This is a genomic window from Cupriavidus sp. MEYA8 (assembly GCF_059278825.1).
In genome coordinates, this window is sequence record NZ_CM181221.1 from 240,071 (window position 1) to 254,746 (window position 14,676).

The window sequence follows — 14,676 nt, forward strand, 5'->3', positions numbered from 1 at the left end:
TCCGCGCAGCGCCCTGCAGACTTTTCCATTTCCCGCTACACTGCGGCCCGCAGCACGACGCGCCGGCATGGCGCGCCATCCACGGCGGGGTGGCAGAGTGGTGATGCAACGGCCTGCAAAGCCGTGTACGACGGTTCGATTCCGGATCCCCGCCTCCAGTTTTCCTCTCCTGTAGCGCCATTCCTTCTTCACACCTGCGCCGCGTTATGCCCGCGATGGGGTGCGCCTGCGCCACGTTGCCGCCATTGCCCTGTGCGTAATGCGGCGGGCCAATTTCCGACACCGGTTTGCCCTGTTCTTCCCTGATAGTACAAAGCGATCGAATCGGTTAGTGTTGGGCGGTCAGGCCAGACCGGCCTGTGCGCACAGAGCGCCGCCAGGATGGCGGTGCGACCATGCCGGGCTTCCATGGTGTTCCCGTCGCCAAGTGATGTGAAGAAAAGAGGCTCCTGATGATGAAAGACCTGCGAATCCGGGCGGCGATGCCCTCGGACGCGCCAGCGGTGGGGGCGCTGCTAGAGCGCTGCGGCCTGCCGACCGACGATGTGTTCCGCGTGCTGGAGCACTTCCATGTGGCCATCCTCGAATCGAGGATCATCGGCTGCGCCGCCGGCGAGCCGTTCGGCCAGACCGTGGTGATCCGCTCGGTGGCGGTATTGCCCGAGCACCGCGACCAGGGCGTGGCGACGCATGTGGTGCGCGCCGCGCTGATGCGCGCGCGCTCGAATGGCCTGCAACGCGCGGTGCTGCTGGCATCGAGTTGCCCGAGCTATTTCGCGCGCTACGGCTTTACGCTGGTGCCGGCATCGAAACTGCCGCAGGAGGTGCTGTCGTCCGGCGAATTCCAGCGGCACACCGATACGCCGCCGCTGTGCATGTGGTGCGAGCTGGGCTGACCGCACGCCCCCAGCGTGGCGCGCGCTTTCCGCGTGCTTGGTTCCGCGGGTGCTTCAGTGCGTGCCCTCGCAGCGGCTGATCTCGACGGTCACGTGCACCAGCTCCTCATGCACGGACAGCGCCTGGCGCACGCGCAGCGGCGTCAGCGTGGCGTCATGCGTGACCAGGCAGACGATGCAGGCAAAATGCTGGCGGCCGACGCGCCAGACATGCAGGTCGGTCACGCGGGTGCCTTCGTCGCCAGGGCGGCCGTCGCGGTCTAGCCCGGCCAGCACCTCGCGCACGTCTTCGACCACCGGGTGGTCCATCTCGCGGTCCAGCAGCACGGTGCCGCTCTGGCGCAGCAGGCCGATCGCCCACTTGCCGACCAGCGCCGCGCCCACCAGGCCCATCACCGGGTCGAGCCAGGCCCAGCCCAGCCACCAGCCGCCGGCCAGCGCCACGATGGCCAGCACCGAGGTGGCGGCATCGGCCAGCACGTGGACGTAGGCCGCGCGCAGGTTGATGTCGTGGTGGTGGCCGTGGCCATGGCCATGGTCGTGGTCATGCCCATGATGGTGATGCCCGTGGTCATGCCCATGGTCATGACCGTGCCCATGCGCATGTCCGCCCAGGATCAGCGCGCAGCCGAGGTTGACCAGCAGCCCCAGCGCGGTCACGATCATCGCCTCGCGGTAATGAATTTCCTGCGGGCTGAACAACCGCTCGACCGAACCCGCCGCCATCAGCGCCGCAATGCAGAGCAGGAACACGGCACTGGCAAAGGCGGCCAGCACTTCGATCTTCCATGCGCCAAAGGCAAAGCGCCAGTCGCTGGCGTAGCGGCGCGCGGCCGCGTAGGCAAAGGTGGACAGGCCGATGGCCAGCGCGTGCGAGCTCATGTGCCAGCCGTCGGCCAGCAGCGCCATCGAGTTGAACCAGAGGCCGGCGGCGATTTCCACCACCATCACGACGGCGGTGATCATCATCACCAGGCGCGTGCCGCGCTCGGCGTTGCGGTTGCCACCGTCGAAGGTATGGCTGTGGGTCCATGCGGACAGGTCATGGGTATGCATGGTCGGATCTTGCTGTGTGCTGGAAGTCAATATGGATGCAGCAAGGGTAGCAGAGCGCCGCGGTGCGGCCGGCGGCATCCCTGCCGGTGGCAGGGGCGGGCCGGCAGCGATGGATTCATGAATCTGTCGACCGAATGAGTGTCGTCGCAGGAAATCCTGTCGCACCGCTTAGTGATTACACTAGCCCGCGCGGATGCAGACGGCCGCCCGCCGGCCATGGAGACAGACGATGTTCGAAGGATTCACGCCGCACCGGATCGATTGCGGCGACGTTGCCATCCACGCGGTGGCCGGCGGCCAGGGGCCTGCCTTGCTGTTGCTGCATGGCCACCCGCAGACCCATGCGATCTGGCACAAGGTGGCGCCCGAACTGGCGCGGCATTTCACCGTGGTGGCCGCAGACCTGCGCGGCTATGGCGACAGCGGCAAGCCCGCGGGTTTGCCGGACCACGCCAACTACAGCAAGCGCACCATGGCCGCCGACCAGCTCACGCTGATGCGCGCGCTCGGCTTCGAACGGTTCAGCGTGCTGGCGCACGACCGCGGCGCGCGCGTGGCGCACCGGCTGGTGCTCGATCATCCACAGGCGGTGACGCGGCTGGTGACGCTGGATATCGCCCCCACGCTGGCGATGTACGCGCAGACCAGCGAGGCCTTTGCCCGCGCCTACTGGCACTGGTTCTTCCTGATCCGGCCGGCGCCATTCCCGGAAACGCTGATCGAAGCGGATCCCGCGCTCTACCTGCGCCAGACCATGGGTGCCCGCAGCGCCGGGCTGGCGCCGTTCACCGATGCCGCCATGGCCGAGTACCTGCGCTGCCTGAGCCTGCCCGGCGCCGCCCACGGGCTGTGCGAGGACTACCGCGCCAGTGCCACCATCGACCTCGAGCATGACCGCGCCGACCTTGCCGCGGGCCGCATGGTCGAGTGCGAGATGCTGGCGCTGTGGGGCGAGCAGGGCGCCGTCGGGCAGTGTTTCCGGCCGCTGGACGAATGGCGCAAGGCGGCGCGGCGCGTGCGCGGGCATGCGCTGCCGTGCGGCCACTACATTGCCGAAGAGATGCCGGAGCGCCTGCTGGAGGAAGTGCTGCCGTTCCTGCGCGGCTGAAGGTCCCCCGGTTACCCCTCCGACCCGCGGCATCTTGCCGCATCAGCGCCTGTCGCATGCCGCAATAGGCGCTTTTTCGTGTTCCCACGTTACGAAAAGCCCCCAGACCATCTCAGGGAAATACGATTGCCGCTTACATACATTCATGAATGGATGTATGATTTTGCGAAGAATTCATATTCCCGCAACGACTTTATTGTCGCTCCCGAGATGACATATCGCTTTATCGCTATCGCACTGGTGACCTGGGTGGGCATCTGCGCCACCGCAGGCCTGGTCGTCGAACGCCTCTGGAGTTGAGGCAGCGCCCTGGGAACGGCGCCGGCCCGCGCTCCCGCCACGAACCACATTACCGCTTCTGAAGTAGCCGGGTATCAGGGTATCAGGCGGCCGCGGCACGCGGCGCCTGTGCCAGGCTGTCAAAGAACTGCCACAGCTGCGGCGCGTCGCCGGTGGCCACGTTGAAGCGGATCCACGGCGAGTCGGTCTCGTCCGGCTCGAAGTACGAGCCCGGCGCCAGCCAGATGCCGTGCTCCAGCGCCAGCGTGGCCAGCTGGTTGCCGCTCAGCGGCTCGCCGCGCCGGCTCGCCTGCAGCCGCTGCTGGGTGTCTTCGCACAGCCGCGCCCAGGCGAACATTCCGCCTTCGGGGCGCAGCAGCACCTCCAGGCCGTGCGCCTCCATCTTTTCCGTCACCAGGTCCTGCTGCGCGCGCAGCCGCTCGGCCAGCGCGGCCACGTGGCGACCGTAGTGGCCGCTGGTCAGCACCGAGTAGACCAGGCGCTCGGTCACTTCGGACGAGGTCAGCCCGACCGCCATCTTGGTCCGCGCGAAAGCCTTGGCCAGGTCCGGGCTGGCGGCAAGGTAGCCCACGCGCAGCGACGGCGTGATGGTCTTGGAAAAGCCATTGACGTAGACCACCTGCGACAACCCGTCCATGGCCGCCAGCATCGGCGAGCCAGCCGGCGCCAGCTCGCGGTAGATATCGTCTTCCACCACCAGCAGCCGGTGCTGCTCGGCGAGCTGCAGCACGCGGAAGGCGTTCATGCTGCTGAGGCTGGCGCCGGTCGGGTTCTGCAGCACGGTGTTGACGAAGAGGGCGCGCGGGGCGTGGGCGCGGATCGCGTCGTCGAGCGCATCGGTGTCGAGCCCGGCCGCCGAACGCGGCACGCCGATGACGCGCAGCCCCGCCAGCCGCAGGATCTGCAGCAGGTTGCAGTAGCAGGGCGATTCCACCAGCACGGTGTCGCCGCCGCGCAGCAGCGTGCGCACCACCAGGTCCAGCGCCTGGGTCGCGCCCTGCGTCAGCACCACCTGCTGCGCCTGCAGCGGGATGCCGTACTGGCCGAGGCCGGTGGCGATATGCTCGCGTAGCGGCGCGAAACCATACGGATGGCCGTAGCCAGACAACTGCGCCGCAGGCACCCGGGCCGAGGCGCGCATAGCCTGGTGCAGGCCTTCCTCGTTGAGCCAGTCCCCCGGGAGCCAGCCGGCGCCGGCCTTGATCGGCACGGAATGATCGGCGAACACATCCGACAGCAGCCAGGCCGCGTTCAGCCCCGGCGCTTCCCATTGCGGCGCACGGGCGCTGCCGGTGGGCGCGTGACGGTGCGCCACGGTGTAGCCGGAGCCCGGCCGCGCGGCCAGGTAGCCCAGTGCGGTCAGCCGCCCGTAGGCCTCGGCCACGGTGAAGGTGCTGACCTGGTGGTGCTGGGCAAAGCGGCGTACCGACGGCAGCGTGGCACCGGCGCGCAGCGCGCGCTGCTCCACCAGCGCGGCGATGCCGGCGACGATCTGCTCAGTCAGGGTTTCGCCGCCGCGGCGGCTGCGGGTCAGGTTCAGGGTCAGCATCGGAAGCGTTGCACTAGGCACCTCGGTAGGCGCGAGCCTGTACAGTTTAACGGCCGCACAGGGGCGACGCGCGCAGCCCCATTCCGAGTAGCGAAAATTGCCGCAGTGCAGCGTGGGATGCCGCACGGTGCTGGCAAACGCTGCGTGGCACGGTGGCGGTCCCGGTGGCCGCCGCGGCTGCTTGCCTGTACGGTTTGGCGTGATCAAACTGTACGGTAAGGCGGTGCTGTCCGGACTGTATATTTTGTCGGCCAGACGCCGCCGGTAGAGTGGCCGTCATTGCCGCCGTTTCCGTGCCTGCTTCAGTGCCCGCCACTCTCAGCGGGCCGGAACGGCACCAGCCAACCGACCCGCCCAATTGCCCCGAGGAGGACGTATGGACGCCGCCAAGACCGTGATTCCCGATCTCGATGCCCTGTGGATGCCCTTCACCGCCAACCGCCAGTACAAGGCGGCGCCGCGCCTGCTCGCGTCGGCAAGCGGCATGTACTACACCACCCACGACGGCCGCCAGATCCTGGATGGTTGCGCCGGCCTCTGGTGCGTGGCCGCGGGCCACTGCCGCAAGGAAATCGCCGACGCCGTCGCGCGCCAGGCGGCAACGCTGGACTATGCGCCGCCGTTCCAGATGGGCCACCCGCTGTCGTTCGAGGCCGCCACCAAAGTGGCCGCGGTCATGCCGCAGGGACTGGACCGCATCTTCTTCACCAACTCGGGTTCGGAGTCGGTCGACACCGCGCTGAAGATCGCGCTGGCGTACCACCGCGCGCGCGGCGAAGGCCAGCGCACCCGCTTTATCGGCCGCGAGCGCGGCTACCACGGCGTTGGCTTTGGCGGCATGGCGGTGGGCGGCATCGGCCCGAACCGCAAGGCCTACTCGGCCAACCTGATGCCGGGCACGGATCACCTGCCGGCTACGCTCAACATCGCCGAGGCCGCCTTCTCCAGGGGCCAGCCGCAATGGGGCGCGCATCTCGCCGACGAGCTGGAGCGCATCCTTGCGCTGCATGACCCGGCCAACGTCGCCGCCGTGATCGTCGAGCCGCTGGCCGGCTCCGCCGGCGTGCTGGTGCCGCCGCTCGGCTACCTGGAAAAACTGCGCGAGATCACCAGCAAGCACGGCATCCTGCTGATTTTCGATGAAGTGATCACCGCCTTCGGCCGCCTCGGCGCGGCCACCGCAGCCGAGCGCTTCAACGTGACGCCGGACCTGATCACCATGGCCAAGGCGATCAACAACGCGGCGGTGCCGATGGGCGCCGTGGCGGTGCGCCGCGAAGTGCACGATGCCGTAGTCAATGCTGCCGCGCCGGGCACGATCGAGCTGCTGCATGGCTACACCTACTCCGGCCACCCGCTGGCCGCCGCCGCTGCCGTGGCCACGCTCGACCTGTACCAGCGCGAGAACCTGTTCGGCCGCGCGGCCGAGCTGTCGCCGGTGTTCGAGGCGGCGGTGCACAGCGTGCGCGGCGCGCCGCACGTGAAGGACATCCGCAACTTCGGCATGGTGGCCGGGATCGAGCTGGAGCCGCGTCCGGGCCAGCCCGGCGCGCGGGCCTACGAGGCCTTCCTCAAGTGCCTGGAGCTGGGCGTGCTGGTGCGCTACACCGGCGACATCCTGGCGTTCTCGCCGCCGCTGATCATCTCGGAAGCGCAGATCGGCGAACTGTTCGATACGGTGAAGAAAGCGCTGCAGGACATCAAATAAGCGGCGCACGCCGCCTCGCATTGCCGCCGGCCCTTCGGGGCCGGCTCTCTCCCTCTCTCTCCCTGATTGCAAGCCACGGCGCGCGCCGTGGCCATCGAAGGATCCCAAGTGAGCATCGCAGAAAACCGGCAACTGGCCGAAATCCATCATTACATCGGCGGTGCCGTGCGCCGCGCCGGCGGCCAGCGCCTGGCTGACGTATTCAATCCCGCCACCGGCGAAGTTGCGGCGCGCGTGGCACTTGGCACCGCACAGGACGTTGCCGACGCCGTGGCTGCCGCCAAGGCCGCGTTCCCCGCATGGGCCGAGACGCCGCCGCTGCGCCGCGCGCGCATCCTGTTCAAGTTCAAGGAGCTGCTCGACCAGCACCATGACGACCTGGCCGCACTGATCACGCGCGAGCATGGCAAGGTGTTCTCCGATGCCAGGGGCGAAGTCACGCGCGGCATCGAGGTGGTGGAGTTTGCCTGCGGCATTCCCAACCTGCTCAAGACGGACTTCACCGACAACATCGGTGGCGGCATCGACAACTGGAACCTGCGCCAGCCGCTGGGCGTGGTGGCGGGGATCACGCCGTTCAACTTCCCGGTGATGGTGCCGATGTGGATGTTCCCGGTGGCACTGGCATGCGGCAATACGTTCGTGCTGAAGCCGTCGGAGCGCGATCCTTCGCCCAGCTTGCTGATTGCCGACCTGCTGCGCCAGGCTGGCTTGCCCGATGGCGTGTTCAACGTCGTGCAGGGGGACAAGGAAGCAGTCGATGCGCTGCTGGCGCATCCGGATGTGCAGGCGTTGTCGTTCGTTGGCTCGACGCCGATTGCCGAGTACATCTATACGGAAGGGACCAGGCATGGCAAGCGGGTGCAGGCGCTGGGCGGGGCCAAGAACCACCTGGTGGTGATGCCGGATGCGGACCTGGACCAGGCGGTCGATGCGCTGATTGGTGCGGCCTATGGCTCGGCGGGCGAGCGCTGCATGGCGATCTCCGTTGCCGTGGCGGTGGGGGACGTTGCTGACAAGCTGGTGCCGCGGCTGGCGGAGCGGGCGCGTGCGCTGAAGATCCGTAACGGGATGGAGTCAGACGCCGAAATGGGTCCACTGGTGACCGGGGCGCACAAGGCCAAGGTCGAGGGGTATATCGCCCGCGGCGTGGAAGAAGGCGCGACGCTGGTGACCGATGGGCGGGGGCACAAGGTCGAAGGGCATGAAAACGGCTTCTACGTCGGTGGCACGTTGTTCGATCATGTGAAGCCCGACATGACCATCTACAAGGAAGAGATTTTTGGACCGGTCTTGTCGGTAGTGCGGGTGCATGACTTTGCCGAGGCGGTTGCGTTGATCAATGCGCACGAGTTTGGCAACGGCGTGTCGTGCTACACCAGCGACGGCGGGATTGCACGGGCGTTTGCGCGGCAAATCCAGATTGGTATGGTCGGGATTAATGTTCCCATCCCTGTGCCTATGGCCTGGCATTCATTTGGTGGATGGAAACGTTCGCTGTTCGGCGACCATCATGCCTATGGCGAAGAAGGCGTGCGGTTCTATACGCGCTACAAGAGCGTGATGCAGCGGTGGCCGGATGCCATTGCCAAGGGGGCTGAATTTACGATGCCGGTGGCGAAGTAAGGGTTGGTTTGACTTACGGCCCTGCGGGCGGCCACTCTTATCGTAGTGAGCCGGGGTTTTCGTACGGGGCTTGTGTCTGTCGGCTATTGCGTGCCGGCACGCGCCTGTCTGTACGCCCTCGGCGTGGCTGACTCAGTCTTGTTCCAGCAGGCACGAAAGGCCTGCACGCTGGCGAAGCCGCTCTTCAGCGCGATTTCCTCCACGGCCAGGCTTGATGACGCAAGCAGCTTGCGCGCGCGTGCCATGCGCAGCGTGAGCTGGTATTGCTTGGGCGTCAGGCCGGTTTCCTCATGGAAGATGCGGGACAGGTGCCGCACGCTGATGGCAAAGCGGTCGGCGAAGCGCGGGTCGGCGACATTGGCATGGAGCTCGCGCGTGATCGCGTCCTGCACCGCATGCACCAGTGCGTTGCCATGCGAACGCGCGCGGAACTGCGGCGCCAGCTGCGGATCGCCGCTGAAGCGGCGGAAGGGCACGACGTTGTCGCGCGCGACGGCGATGGCGGCGTCATCGCCGTAAGCGTCGGCGACCAGCCGCAGCGCGAGATCGATGCCGGAGGCAACGCCGGCCGACGTCCATACATTGCCATCGCGAACGAAGACCCGGTTGTCGATGACCGACGCGGCTGGATGCCGCGCGCGCAGGCGGCGGGTATGTCCATGGTGGGTGGTGCACAGGCGGCCGTCGAGCAGGCCCGCGGCGCCCAGCAGGAAAGCGCCGGTGCAGACGGCGGCGACCTGCACGCCCGCGTTCCTGCCGTCGGCAAACGTTTCCCTGAGCCAGGCCGCCGTATCACGCCACGCCGCGGAAGTGGTCAGTGTGTCCAGAAGTTTGCTGCCGATCGCCAGCACCACATCGCCCGGTTCCAGTCGCGCAGGCAGCCGTTCGACCTGGCCCAACGCCGGTCCCTGGAACGACGTGACGCTCGAATGCGGTCCCGCGCAGCGCACCCGCAGCGGTGCAAGGCCCAGTTCCGCTACGCTGGAAAAGATCTGGAGCGGGCCGCCGAGGTCGAGCATGTGGACATTGGGCAGCACCAGCAGATAGGCGGTGGTCATGGCGGCAAGGAAAGGGCGAACGGTCCGATGCCGCCATTCTCGCGCGATCCGGCGGCGCTGCAACAGCCATGGCTGAAAATTTGCTTTTTTGGTCCACGACCTTGCCGTGGCGGCAGGATGGCGTTGCTTAGCATGTCGGCAAGCCCGCCCGACACAGGAACCGCCATGACCCGCACCCGCATCCCCGCGATCACCCTCGCGCTGGTCGCCATCGGCTTTGCCGCGATGTTCGTCTCGACCGCGGTGAAGGGCCTGTACCAGGTGTATTTCGTCGACCTCGCTGCCCACTTCGGCCAGGGCCGCGCGCAGTTCGCCTGGTCCGGCAGCGTGTTCATGCTGGCGACGGGACTGATGTCGCCGGTGGTCGGCGCACTAAGCGATCGGGTCGGGCCGCTGCGCACGGCCGCGACGGGAGCATTGGCCGCGGGGCTGGCGCTGGGCAGCGTGGCGTGGTGGCACCAGTCGCTCGCATTCTTCGTGCTGGCGTTCGGGCTGGCGGGCGCGTTCGGCCTGGCGGCGATGACCTTTGTGCCGATGGGCATCCTGGTCGATCGCCTGTTCGAGGAGCGCAGGAAGGGACTGGCCTATGCGGTCGTGACGAACGGTACCGCGATCGGATTCATCGTGCTGTCGCCGCTGTGGATCTGGCTGCAGCCGCGGGCGGGATGGACCACGGCCTTCGGCGCGGCGGGGGTGGTGTTCGCGCTGCCGGTGGCTGGCGCGCTGTGGCTGGCCTCGCGCCGGGAGCCGCGAGCCGCGCCGGCGCCGCAGGCGGCGGAGGTCTCGGCATGGGCGGTGGTCCGGCGCGACCCGGTCTTCTATGCGCTGGCGGCGGGCTTCTTCGGTTGTGGAGCGACCATGGCCTTCATCGACGTGCACCTGGTGGCGCACTGGCAGGGACAAGGCGTGCCACGGCTGGCGATGGGCACCGCGCTGAGCACGCTGGGCGTGCTGGAGCTGGCCAGCGGCATTGTCTCCGGCGCGCTGGCGTTGCGGTGGGACAAGCATCGCCTGCTGGCGGGGTTCTATGCACTGCGCTCGCTGTCGATGGTGCTGCTGCTGGTGCCGGGCCTTGGCGTGCTGCCCTTTGCAATGGGCTTTGGCGCAAGCTACCTGGGCACGGTGATCCTGACCTCGATGTTCTGCTTCGAGCGCTATGGCAGCCGGATCAAGGGCAAGGTATTCGGGCTGCTGTTCCTGGGCCACCAGTTGGGCGCCTTCCTGACGGTGCAGCTGGGCGCGTGGTCGTTCGATGCCACGCGCAGCTACCGGCACGCCATCGTCGCGCTGGTCGGGATCACGCTGTGTTCGGCGGCATGTTCGTGGTTCGGGCTGCGCCGGGCGGGGGCGTTGCCGGTGGTGGCGACTGGCCGGGCGCAGGCTGTGGCACCGAGCCGTTGAATCGGCATCATGTTGCTGAAACTTCTGCTGGCGTCCGCCACGCTGGCGCCACTGGCGGCGGCCTGCACGATGCCGTGCACGCGGCAGGCCCGGATTCTCCTGTTCGTGGTGCTGGCGCTCGCCGGCACCGCCATGCTGATGCTGGACCCGCTCTCCGCCGCGCTGGCTCGCGTGGACGGCATTCTTGCCGCGCCCGGGTGCGGCGGCTGATGCCGGCTCAGGCCGGCTCAGGCCGGCTGAGGCCGGTCAGCACCGGGCGATCGCGCGTTCTCTATCATTCCGACGTCATGCCCGCTGGGGCGCTGGCGCCGAAAGTGACGTCCGCGCAGTGCGGCAGGCGTAAACTAGCGCGCTTTTTCCGGGCCGCCGCCAATGCAGAAGCAGGCGCGCCGGCCACTGCTGCAGGAGTCTGAATGAGTTTGTTCCGCACCAAGGACATCGACGCGATGCTGGCCGTCGCGCGCGATGACGGCTTGAGGAAGGTGCTGGGTCCGGTCGACCTGGTGATGATGGGAATCGGCGCCATCATCGGCACCGGGATTTTCGTGCTGACCGGCACCGGCGCGCTGACCGCGGGGCCGGCGCTGACCGTGTCCTTCGTCATTGCCGCGCTGGCGTGCGGCTTTGCCGCGTTGTGCTACGCGGAGTTTGCCTCGGCCATCCCGGTATCGGGATCGATCTATACCTACAGCTATGCCACGCTCGGCGAGATCGTCGCGTGGATGATCGGGTGGGACCTGCTGCTGGAATACGGGCTGGCCACCTCGGCCGTATCGGTGGGCTGGTCGGGCTATTTCCAGTCGCTGATGGCGGGCTTCGGGCTGAAGCTGCCGGCGGCGCTGACCGCCGCGCCGGGCTCGGTGCCGGGCGTGGAGACCCTGATCAACCTCCCGGCCTGCCTGATCATGCTGGCCATCACCTGGGTCGTGTCTTACGGCGTGCGCGAATCCACGCGCGTGAACAACCTGATGGTGGCCGTGAAGATCGGCGTGGTGGTGCTGTTTATCGCGGTCGGCGTCTGGCACGTGCAGCCGGCCAACTGGGAGCCGTTTGCGCCGTTCGGCTTCAGCGGCATCTTCAATGCGGCGGCGCTGGTGTTCTTCGCCTTTATCGGCTTCGATGCGGTGACTTCTGCGGCCGAAGAAGTGCGCAACCCGCGCCGCGACCTGCCGATCGGCATCGTCGGCTCGCTGGCCGTATGCACGGTGCTGTATGTCGTGGTGGCGGCGATCATGACCGGCATCGTGCCGTTCGCCAAGTTTGCCGGCGTCGACCACCCGGTGTCGCTGGCGCTGCAATACGCGGGGCAAGACTGGGTCGCGGGCTTTGTCGACCTGGGCGCGATCCTGGGCATGACCACGGTGATCCTGGTGATGACCTACGGCCAGACCCGCGTGATCTTCGCCATGTCGCGCGACGGGCTGTTGCCGGAGCGGCTGTCGTCGGTGCATCCCGTGCATGCGACGCCTTACTTCGCCACCTGGACCGTGGGCCTGATCTTTGCCGCGATTGCCGGCTTCGTGCCGCTGAACGTGCTGGCCGAGCTGATCAATATCGGCACGCTGGCGGCCTTTACGCTGATCTCGGTGGCGGTGCTGGTGCTGCGCAAGACCCGTCCCGACCTGCCGCGCGCGTTCCGCTGCCCGGGCGTGCCGGTGGTGCCGCTGCTGTCGGTCGGCTTCTGCCTGTTCCTGATGGCGCACCTGCAGGCACTGACCTGGATTGCCTTCCTGGTGTGGCTGGCGCTGGGGCTGGTGATCTACTTCGCCTACGCGCGGCGCAACGCCGTGCTGCATAACCACGGCGGCTAGGCGTCAGCGCGGGCGGCGCTCCGCCGCGGCCTTCATGAAGGCCACCGCGCGCGGCTCGTTGGCATAGGCGGCGTTGATGCGGATCCAGGCCGATGCCTCGCCGCCGGGCCGGAAATAATTGCCCGGCGCCAGCGTCACGCCGAATTCCTCGCCCAGCGCCACCAGGTCGCGCGAATCCTCGATGAAAGGTGGCCGCGCCCACAGGAAGTTGCCGCCGCTCGGTTCGCAGAACACTTCCCAGCCGCAGCCGGTCAGCTGCCGCACCGCGTTGGCCGACGCCTCGCGCACGCGCAGGCGCAGCCGCTCGATGTATTTGCGATAGCCGCCGCGCTCCAGCAGCGCCGCCGTGACCGCTTCCGCGAAGTGCGAGCCGGCGACGCTGGTCAGCACCTTGACGTCGACGAGGTCCTTGACCAGCGCCTTGTCGGCCACCACGTAGCCGATCCGCAGCGACGCCGACACCGTCTTGGAAAACCCGCCGATGTAGATCACGTGCTCGAGCTGGTCCAGCGTGGCCAGCCGGTCGGTGAAGTGCGTCTGGAAGTCCGAGAAGATGTCGTCCTCGACAAAGCGGAAGCCGTGCCGGCGCGCCAGCTCCAGCAGCCGGAACGCGACCGGCGGCGCCAGCGTCGAGCCGGTGGGGTTCTGCAGCACGCTGTTGGTGAAGAACAGCTTGGGCTTGTGCTGGCGCAGCAGCGCCTCGCACGCGTCGGGGTCCGGGCCGTGGGGCGTGTGCGGCACGCCCACCAGCTGCACGCCATGCAGCCGCAGCAGGCCGAACAGGTTGTAGTAGCCGGGGTCCTCCACGAACACCGTATCGCCCGGCTTGAGCAGGTGGCGCACCACCAGGTCCAGCGCCTGGCTGGCACCGGTGGTGATCAGCACCTGCAGCAGTTCCGCCGCGATGCCGAGCTGGCGCACGCGCAGCAGCACCTGCCTGCGCAGTTCGGGATGGCCCAGCGGCGTGGCGTAGTGGATCACGCTGTCGATCTCGGTGCGCGAGATCGCGCGGATCGCCTGCTGCAGCCCTTCCACGTCGCGCCAGGTCTCGGGCACGAAGCCGCCGGCCAGCTTCAGCGTGCTGCTGGGGTGGTTGAACTGCTCCAGGATGTGGTCGGAAAGATCCTCCGCCAGGCTGGGGTCCGACCAGCCGCGCTCCGAGCGCCCCGCGAGCGGGCTGTCCGCCACGTAGAAGCCCGACCCCTGCCGCGAATCCAGCAGCCCCTGCGACACCAGCCGGTCATAGGCCTCGATCACGGGGAAGCGGCTGATGCCGTTTTCCGCCGCCAGCTGGCGGATCGAGGGCAGTTTTGCCCCCGGCCGGGCCTCGCGGTTGCCGATCCACGACTTCACGCCATTGACGATCTGATCGGTCAGTGGAATCCCGGTGGAAGCATCTAATATGAGTTTCATAGGCAGGCAGCCGGGGGAAACCGGGATATGCAACTGTCAGTGCAACTGTCAGGGAAAACTACTGAACAGTTCATCGAAAACTGTTCACAACTGTACATGGGATTGTAGTGAGGGATGCGAATAATGGAAGCGTGGCGGAGATATCGGTTCCGCCAGGCTGATCAGGAGAGCATCATGCGCGAACTACGGACTTTCGAACTGGACGAGCCCGGACAGCCAGTGAGCTGGCGCGCCGGTTACGGGCAGACCGTCTGCGCGGCGGCGGGCAAGCTGTGGGTGACGGTGGAAGGCAATCCCAACGATATCTGGCTCGAGCCCGGCCAGGAACTGGCGCTGCCGGAAGGCTATCGCGTATGGCTGTCGGGCGATGGCCCGGAAGCACGCTTCACGCTGGCCCAGACGCCGGCACCGTGGTCGATGCGGCGGATGGCGGCGTGGCTGCACGCGCTGCGCCATCGGGTCGAGGAGCACAGCACGGATGCGTTCGGGGAATGCCCCCGGATATGGGCGTTGTGCCGGTGATCTCTTGCATTGCTGGCGAAGTACCCAGGGAGGGCCACCGCGAGGTGGCCTTTTGTTTGCCTGCTCTGCGCCGCGGCCACCTACTCTATAAGCACCGCTGCCCGCGCCGTTGGGGTTCCGCCTCATTGATTGACGTTTACGTCAACGTCATATAATCGACCAGCCCCAACCCCGGGGCCAGCCCGCGCACTTCCCGCCAAGCCGGCGCAGACCAGCACCCCGGGCGGA

Annotated in this window: 12 protein-coding genes and 1 tRNA gene; 9 read left to right on the forward strand and 4 right to left on the reverse strand. The window is 67.6% G+C overall.

Going from position 1 to position 14,676, the window contains the following annotated elements; genetic code table 11:
• The first annotated feature begins 83 nt into the window (after positions 1-83).
• Both AC5WJ1_RS01115 and AC5WJ1_RS01120 read left to right on the forward strand, forming a co-directional pair.
• Positions 84-158: transfer RNA gene (locus AC5WJ1_RS01115), tRNA-Cys, on the forward strand.
• A gap of 294 nt (positions 159-452) precedes the next feature.
• A complete protein-coding gene (locus tag AC5WJ1_RS01120) occupies positions 453-896 on the forward strand; it encodes a GNAT family N-acetyltransferase (RefSeq protein WP_135704270.1) in 444 nt (147 codons plus the stop codon).
• 54 nt (positions 897-950) lie between these two features.
• Here the strand turns inward: AC5WJ1_RS01120 and dmeF are convergent, their stop codons facing one another.
• Complete coding sequence (gene dmeF, locus AC5WJ1_RS01125; protein ID WP_494476317.1) at positions 951-1,952, reverse strand: CDF family Co(II)/Ni(II) efflux transporter DmeF; 1,002 nt, start codon at positions 1,950-1,952, stop codon at positions 951-953.
• Positions 1,953-2,181: 229 nt separating this feature from the next.
• Between dmeF and AC5WJ1_RS01130 the strand changes: the two genes are divergently transcribed.
• A complete protein-coding gene (locus AC5WJ1_RS01130) occupies positions 2,182-3,060 on the forward strand; it encodes an alpha/beta fold hydrolase (protein WP_434033221.1) in 879 nt (292 codons plus the stop codon).
• A gap of 382 nt (positions 3,061-3,442) precedes the next feature.
• Here AC5WJ1_RS01130 and AC5WJ1_RS01135 read toward each other — a convergent pair whose 3' ends face one another.
• Positions 3,443-4,909 carry an aminotransferase-like domain-containing protein gene (locus tag AC5WJ1_RS01135; protein ID WP_135704277.1) on the reverse strand — a complete coding sequence of 489 codons (1,467 nt, stop codon included), beginning with the start codon at positions 4,907-4,909 and terminating at the stop codon, positions 3,443-3,445.
• A 376-nt stretch (positions 4,910-5,285) separates the two neighbouring features.
• Here AC5WJ1_RS01135 and aptA point away from each other — a divergent pair, with 376 nt between their 5' ends.
• Complete coding sequence (gene aptA, locus AC5WJ1_RS01140; RefSeq protein WP_133098197.1) at positions 5,286-6,617, forward strand: omega-aminotransferase AptA; 1,332 nt, start codon at positions 5,286-5,288, stop codon at positions 6,615-6,617.
• A 108-nt stretch (positions 6,618-6,725) separates the two neighbouring features.
• Positions 6,726-8,243 (forward strand): CoA-acylating methylmalonate-semialdehyde dehydrogenase, encoded by a 1,518-nt coding sequence (locus AC5WJ1_RS01145; RefSeq protein WP_494476318.1) that lies wholly within the window; start codon positions 6,726-6,728, stop codon positions 8,241-8,243.
• Between the two features lie 83 nt (positions 8,244-8,326).
• On the opposite strand, the gene AC5WJ1_RS01150 is transcribed toward AC5WJ1_RS01145, so the two are convergent.
• Positions 8,327-9,301, reverse strand: coding sequence for a GlxA family transcriptional regulator (locus AC5WJ1_RS01150; RefSeq protein WP_494476319.1), 975 nt, complete (start codon positions 9,299-9,301; stop codon positions 8,327-8,329).
• A gap of 165 nt (positions 9,302-9,466) precedes the next feature.
• Here AC5WJ1_RS01150 and AC5WJ1_RS01155 point away from each other — a divergent pair, with 165 nt between their 5' ends.
• The 3 genes from AC5WJ1_RS01155 to bcaP all read left to right on the forward strand — a co-directional run bounded on the left by AC5WJ1_RS01155 (position 9,467) and on the right by bcaP (position 12,513).
• Positions 9,467-10,702: an MFS transporter gene (locus AC5WJ1_RS01155; RefSeq protein WP_135704281.1), complete on the forward strand. Its 1,236-nt coding sequence runs from the start codon at positions 9,467-9,469 to the stop codon at positions 10,700-10,702.
• Positions 10,703-10,711: 9 nt separating this feature from the next.
• Entirely contained in the window at positions 10,712-10,912 is a 201-nt protein-coding gene (locus AC5WJ1_RS01160; RefSeq protein WP_133093549.1) for a hypothetical protein, read from the forward strand.
• Positions 10,913-11,115: 203 nt separating this feature from the next.
• Positions 11,116-12,513 (forward strand): branched-chain amino acid transporter BcaP, encoded by a 1,398-nt coding sequence (bcaP, locus tag AC5WJ1_RS01165; RefSeq protein ID WP_494476320.1) that lies wholly within the window; start codon positions 11,116-11,118, stop codon positions 12,511-12,513.
• 3 nt (positions 12,514-12,516) lie between these two features.
• On the opposite strand, the gene AC5WJ1_RS01170 is transcribed toward bcaP, so the two are convergent.
• Positions 12,517-13,926 carry an aminotransferase-like domain-containing protein gene (locus tag AC5WJ1_RS01170; protein WP_494476321.1) on the reverse strand — a complete coding sequence of 470 codons (1,410 nt, stop codon included), beginning with the start codon at positions 13,924-13,926 and terminating at the stop codon, positions 12,517-12,519.
• Between the two features lie 174 nt (positions 13,927-14,100).
• Between AC5WJ1_RS01170 and AC5WJ1_RS01175 the strand changes: the two genes are divergently transcribed.
• Complete coding sequence (locus tag AC5WJ1_RS01175) at positions 14,101-14,448, forward strand: DUF2917 domain-containing protein (RefSeq protein ID WP_133093552.1); 348 nt, start codon at positions 14,101-14,103, stop codon at positions 14,446-14,448.
• Positions 14,449-14,676: the final 228 nt, after the last annotated feature.

Excerpts from the sequence above, each read along its gene's own strand:
- AC5WJ1_RS01160 (WP_133093549.1), top strand. The coding sequence starts at position 10,712 with ATGTTGCTGAAACTTCTGCTGGCGTCCGCCACGCTGGCGCCACTGGCG.
- dmeF (WP_494476317.1), bottom strand. The coding sequence starts at position 1,952 with ATGCATACCCATGACCTGTCCGCATGGACCCACAGCCATACCTTCGAC.
- AC5WJ1_RS01175 (WP_133093552.1), top strand. The coding sequence starts at position 14,101 with ATGCGCGAACTACGGACTTTCGAACTGGACGAGCCCGGACAGCCAGTG.
- AC5WJ1_RS01155 (WP_135704281.1), top strand. The coding sequence starts at position 9,467 with ATGACCCGCACCCGCATCCCCGCGATCACCCTCGCGCTGGTCGCCATC.
- AC5WJ1_RS01135 (WP_135704277.1), bottom strand. The coding sequence starts at position 4,909 with ATGCTGACCCTGAACCTGACCCGCAGCCGCCGCGGCGGCGAAACCCTG.
- AC5WJ1_RS01150 (WP_494476319.1), bottom strand. The coding sequence starts at position 9,301 with ATGACCACCGCCTATCTGCTGGTGCTGCCCAATGTCCACATGCTCGAC.
- AC5WJ1_RS01120 (WP_135704270.1), top strand. The coding sequence starts at position 453 with ATGATGAAAGACCTGCGAATCCGGGCGGCGATGCCCTCGGACGCGCCA.
- AC5WJ1_RS01170 (WP_494476321.1), bottom strand. The coding sequence starts at position 13,926 with ATGAAACTCATATTAGATGCTTCCACCGGGATTCCACTGACCGATCAG.
- AC5WJ1_RS01130 (WP_434033221.1), top strand. The coding sequence starts at position 2,182 with ATGTTCGAAGGATTCACGCCGCACCGGATCGATTGCGGCGACGTTGCC.
- aptA (WP_133098197.1), top strand. The coding sequence starts at position 5,286 with ATGGACGCCGCCAAGACCGTGATTCCCGATCTCGATGCCCTGTGGATG.
- bcaP (WP_494476320.1), top strand. The coding sequence starts at position 11,116 with ATGAGTTTGTTCCGCACCAAGGACATCGACGCGATGCTGGCCGTCGCG.